Source organism: Clavibacter sp. MX14-G9D, from assembly GCF_032917815.1.
Lineage (GTDB): Bacteria > Actinomycetota > Actinomycetes > Actinomycetales > Microbacteriaceae > Clavibacter > Clavibacter michiganensis_K.
Genome location: NZ_JAVCVL010000205.1, coordinates 1 through 4,577 on the forward strand (window position 1 = coordinate 1; position 4,577 = coordinate 4,577).

A 4,577-nucleotide genomic window follows, 5' to 3' on the forward strand; every position below is an offset into this window, starting at 1 on the left:
GGTGCCGTCACGACGTGCACGACGCGCTCCCCGACGCCCGCCACGCGACGCCGGACGACGCCGCGGGGGAGCGGCGCGGTCGCGAGCGCGAGCGACGGCAGCAGGGCGACCCCGAGCCCCGCCTGCACCATCCCCACGGCGGCCGCCGCGTTGTCGGTCTCGAAGGAGGTCTCCGGCGCGAAGCCGCTGCGCGCGCACGCGCTCACCAGGTGGCGGCGGCAGCGCACGCAGCCCGCGATCCACCGGTCGTCCGCGAGGTCGCGGAGCGCGAGCGGACCGCGGTGGCGGAGCGCCCGCGCCTCGGGGAGGACCGCCCAGAGCGTCTCGCGCCAGAGGGGGAGCGCCTCCAGGCCGTCCAGGGCGCCCGCCGCCGGGTCGTCGGGGTCGCCCGGGTACGCGAAGGTCACGGCGACGTCGGCCTCGCGGGCGCGGATCGCCGCGACGGCCTCGGGCGGCTCGGCCTCGAGGTACCCGAAGCCGAGGCCGGGGTGCGCCGCGGCGAGGCCGCCGAGCAGCCGGGGCACGACCGTGGACGACGCCGAGGGGAAGGCCGCGACGCGCACGGTGCCGGCCCGGAGGCCGCGGAGGTCGTCGAGCTCGTCGGCGGCCGCGTCGAGGGCGTGCACGACGGTCTCCGCGTGGCGGGCGAGCACGCGCCCCGCCTCCGTGAGGACCACCCCGCGGCCGGAGCGCGCCGTGACGGGGACGCCGATCCGCGCCTCGAGGCGGCGCAGGGTCTGGGAGAGCGCGGGCTGGCTGACGCCGAGCGCGGCCGCGGCGGCGGTGATCGAGCCGCGCACGGCGAGTGCGTGCACCGCGGCGAGCGCCGTCGAGTCGAGGTCGCGGGCGGTCGAGGGGGCATCCGTCATGAGCGGAGCATAACCGCGGCTTATGGGACGCATGCCCGCGGAGGGCTTGCTCCGCGCTCCCGCGCTCGTCACGCTGGGAGCATGCCGTCCCGGACCCCGACCCCCGATCCCGCACCCGCCGACGCGGGCGCCGCGCCGGTGCCCGAGGACCTCCGTGACCTGTTCGAGGCCGGCCCGGGCTACCTCTCCGCCTGCACCATGGGGCTCCCCACGCGGGAGACCGTCGAGCGCCTGCGCGCCGACCTCGGCACCTGGTCGGCCGGGGGATCCACCGCGCACGGGTACGGCGGGATCGTCGAGGGGGTGCGCGCCGAGTACGCGTCGCTCGTGGGCGTGCCGGGAGGATCCGTCGCCGTCGGCTCGCAGACCGCCTCCTTCGTCAGCGTGCTCGCCGCCGCCGTGCCCGCGGGCGCCGAGGTGCTGTGCGTCACGGGCGACTTCAGCTCGCTCACCTACCCGTTCGTCGTGGCCGAGGCGCGCGGCGTCGTCGTCCGGCACGTGCCGCTCGAGGAGCTGGCGGCGAGCATCGGCCCGCGCACGCACCTGGTCGCGTTCTCGCTCGTGCAGTCCGCGGACGGCCGGGTCGCCGACGTCGCCGCCATCCGCGAGGCGGCCCGGGTGCACGACGCCTTCACGCTCTGCGACACCACGCAGGCCGCGGGCGCCATGCCCGTCGACGCGACCCTGTTCGACGCGACCGCCTGCCACGCCTACAAGTGGCTGTGCGCGCCCCGCGGCGCCGCGTTCCTCACCCTGTCCGACCGCTACCGGCGCACCCTCGTGCCCGTGCAGGCCAACTGGTACGCGGGGGCCGACGTGTGGGCGTCCTGCTACGGGCCGGCGATGGCGCTCGCCGAGGACGCGCGCGCGTTCGACGTGTCGCCCGCCTTCGGCGCGTGGGTGGGCGCCGCCCCGGCCATCGCCCTCTTCGCGCGCCTCGACCTCGACGCCGTCCACCGCCGCAACGCGGAGCTGGGCGACCTGGTGAGCCGGGGCCTCGGCATCGAGGAGCGCGGCCAGGCGATCGTCACCTGGCCCGACGCGGACGGCGCCGACCTCGCGCGCCTCGGCGCGGCGGGGATCGTCGCGTCCGGGCGGGCGGGGCGCGCGCGCATCGCCTTCCACGTGTGGAACGACGAGGACGACGTGGAGCGCGTGGTCGCGGCCCTCCGCGGCTGAGCGACGAAACTCTTCCACCTGGGAATAAGCCGGGTGAGCGGAAGTTGGACCTCCAGGTGGCTCGTCTCCGCCCTCGCACTCCGCCCTCCGGCGCCCCCGTGCGCCACGCCCATCGAAGGAACGCCTCCGTGTCGTCTGCCGTCATCCATCCCGGCGACGCGCTCTCCCGCCGGGAGCGCATCGTCTACATCCTCGTGCTCGGCGCCCTCGTGGGCCTCGGGCCGTTCACGATCGACCTCTACCTGCCCGCCTTCCCGGTGCTCAAGGACGAGTTCGGCGTCTCCGACGCGGCGATCCAGCTGACCCTCACCGGCACGACCGTGGGCTTCGCGCTCGGCCAGCTCGTCGTCGGCCCGTGGAGCGACCGCGTGGGCCGTCGCCTGCCCCTCATCGTCGCCTCGAGCGGCCACATCCTCGCGTCGCTCGGCGCCGCGCTCTCCACCGACGTGACGATGCTCCTCGTCTTCCGCGTGCTGCAGGGCGCGGGCGCCGCGGCCGGTGCCGTCGTCGCCATGGCGATGGTGCGCGACCTCTTCGGCGGCCGGCCCCTCGTGCGGATGCTCTCGCGCCTCGCGCTCGTCACCGGGCTCGCGCCGATCCTCGCCCCGGTCATCGGCTCGCAGCTGCTCCGCATCGTGGACTGGCGCGGCGTGTTCTACGCGCTCGCCGCCTACGGCGTCCTGGTCGTCGTCGCCGTGGTCTTCCTCATCGTGGAGACGCTGCCCCGCGATGAGGTCGTGAAGGAGGAGAAGGGCGCGCTGCTGCGCCGCTACCGGAACGTGCTCCGCGACCGGGTGTTCGTCGGCGTCGCCATCATCGGCGGCATGCAGTTCGCGGGCCTGTTCTCCTACCTGTCCAGCTCGTCGTTCCTGTTCCAGGACGTCTACGGGTTCGACGCGCAGCAGTTCGGGATCCTGTTCGGCGTGAACTCGCTCGGCATCGTCATCGGCAACCAGGTGGCCGCCCGCATGACGAAGCTCGTCGGGCCGCAGTGGATCCTCGCGGGCGTCGTCGTGGTGCAGTTCGCGTCGAGCGCCGCCATCGTCCTGCTCGGGACCTTCACCGATGCCGGGCTCCTCGGCACGCTCATCCCGCTGTTCTTCTTCATCCTCGCCTGCGGCTTCGGCTTCCCCTGCGTGCAGGTCCTCGGGCTCGTGAACCACGGCCACGAGGCCGGCACGGCGGCGTCGCTGCTCGGCGCGGTGAACTTCGGCCTCGCGGGCGCGATCTCGCCCATCGTCGGCGTCCTCGGCATCACCTCGGGCGTGCCGATGGCCTCCGTCATGGGCGCGTGCGCGGTCGTGTCGATCCTCGCGATGTGGCTGATCGTGCAGCCGCGGACGGTGCCCGCGCTCACCAGCTGACGCCGTCGGGGCCCGCGGGCGGGCTGGGTAGGGTGAGGCCATGAGCCCCGTCCGCGACCCGGCCCGACTCCGCGGCATCGACGCGGCCCGCGGGCTCGCGGTCGTCGGGATGATGGCGGCGCACGTCGCGCTCCCGCGCACGCTCGACCTCGGGGACCCCGCGTCGTGGCTCGCCGTCACGGACGGCCGGTCCTCCATCCTCTTCGCGACGCTCGCGGGCGTGTCCATCGCGCTCATGTCGGGTCGGGAGCGTCCGGCGTCGGGCGACGACCTCGCGCGCGTGCGGCTCCGGATCCTGGTGCGGGCCGCCTGCCTGTTCCTCCTCGGCGGGCTGCTCGCGTCCCTGCAGACGTACGTCGCCGTGATCCTGGAGGTCTACGCCGTCCTCTTCGTCGCGGTGCTGCCCCTGCTGCGGTGGCGGGCATCCCGGCTGCTGGCGCTCGCCGGCGCCGGCGCCGTGGCGCTGCCGGTGCTCACGACCGCGCTCACCATCCACTTCGACGGGTCGCTCATGCGGCCGGACCCGTTCGTGCTGCTCGTCGTCACGGGCCACTACCCGGCGCTCACCTGGGTGGCGTTCGCCGTCGCGGGCCTCGGCATCGGGCGGCTCGCGCTCGGATCGACGCGCGTGCAGCTGCTGCTCGTGACGGTCGGGGCGGGCCTCGCCGTGCTCGCGTACGGCGGCTCCGCCCTCCTCGAGGCGGCCGTGCCCGCGCCGCCCCCGGGCTGGGAGTACATCCTGTCGACGACGCCGCACGAGGGATCGCCGTTCGAGGTGGTGGGCTCCGGCGGGACCGCGATCGCGGTCATCGGCCTGTGCCTCCGCGTCGCCGCCCTCCTGCCCGCCGTGCTGGTGCCGCTCGAGGCCGTGGGGCAGCTCGCGCTGACCGTGTACGCCGTGCACATCGTCGTCATCGACCTGCTCGCGCCCGAGGGCGACCTCATCGCGGACGATGGCGCCTACCTCGCGTTCGTCGCGGTCACGGTCGTGCTGTGCCTGCTCTGGACCCGGACCCTCGGGCGCGGCCCGCTCGAGCGCGCGCTGGGGGCCGTGGCCGGGCGGACGTCGGGTGCCGGTGCCCGCGGGCGGCACGACCGCGAGCCCGCAGCCGAGCCCGTCCCCTAGACCGGCAGCGGGGTGGTGCCGGCGCCCGGCCCGCCCGCA

4 protein-coding genes are annotated in these 4,577 nt (G+C 75.5%); 3 read left to right on the top strand and 1 reads right to left on the bottom strand.

Annotation, left to right across the window (positions count from 1 at the left end):
• Positions 1 to 869, bottom strand: an 869-nt coding sequence (locus Q6969_RS13055) for a LysR substrate-binding domain-containing protein (RefSeq protein WP_317230820.1), incomplete at its 3' end; no start/stop codon positions are given.
• An 81-nt stretch (positions 870 to 950) separates the two neighbouring features.
• On the opposite strand from Q6969_RS13055, the gene Q6969_RS13060 reads away from it, so the two are divergent.
• The 3 genes from Q6969_RS13060 (at position 951) to Q6969_RS13070 (ending at position 4,538) form a co-directional block, all read left to right on the top strand.
• On the top strand, positions 951 to 2,048 hold the full coding sequence (locus Q6969_RS13060; protein ID WP_317230821.1) for an aminotransferase class V-fold PLP-dependent enzyme: 1,098 nt from the start codon (positions 951 to 953) through the stop codon (positions 2,046 to 2,048).
• A 128-nt stretch (positions 2,049 to 2,176) separates the two neighbouring features.
• Positions 2,177 to 3,412 (top strand): multidrug effflux MFS transporter, encoded by a 1,236-nt coding sequence (locus Q6969_RS13065; RefSeq protein WP_317230822.1) that lies wholly within the window; start codon positions 2,177 to 2,179, stop codon positions 3,410 to 3,412.
• 40 nt (positions 3,413 to 3,452) lie between these two features.
• Positions 3,453 to 4,538: a heparan-alpha-glucosaminide N-acetyltransferase domain-containing protein gene (locus tag Q6969_RS13070; protein WP_317230823.1), complete on the top strand. Its 1,086-nt coding sequence runs from the start codon at positions 3,453 to 3,455 to the stop codon at positions 4,536 to 4,538.
• Positions 4,539 to 4,577: the final 39 nt, after the last annotated feature.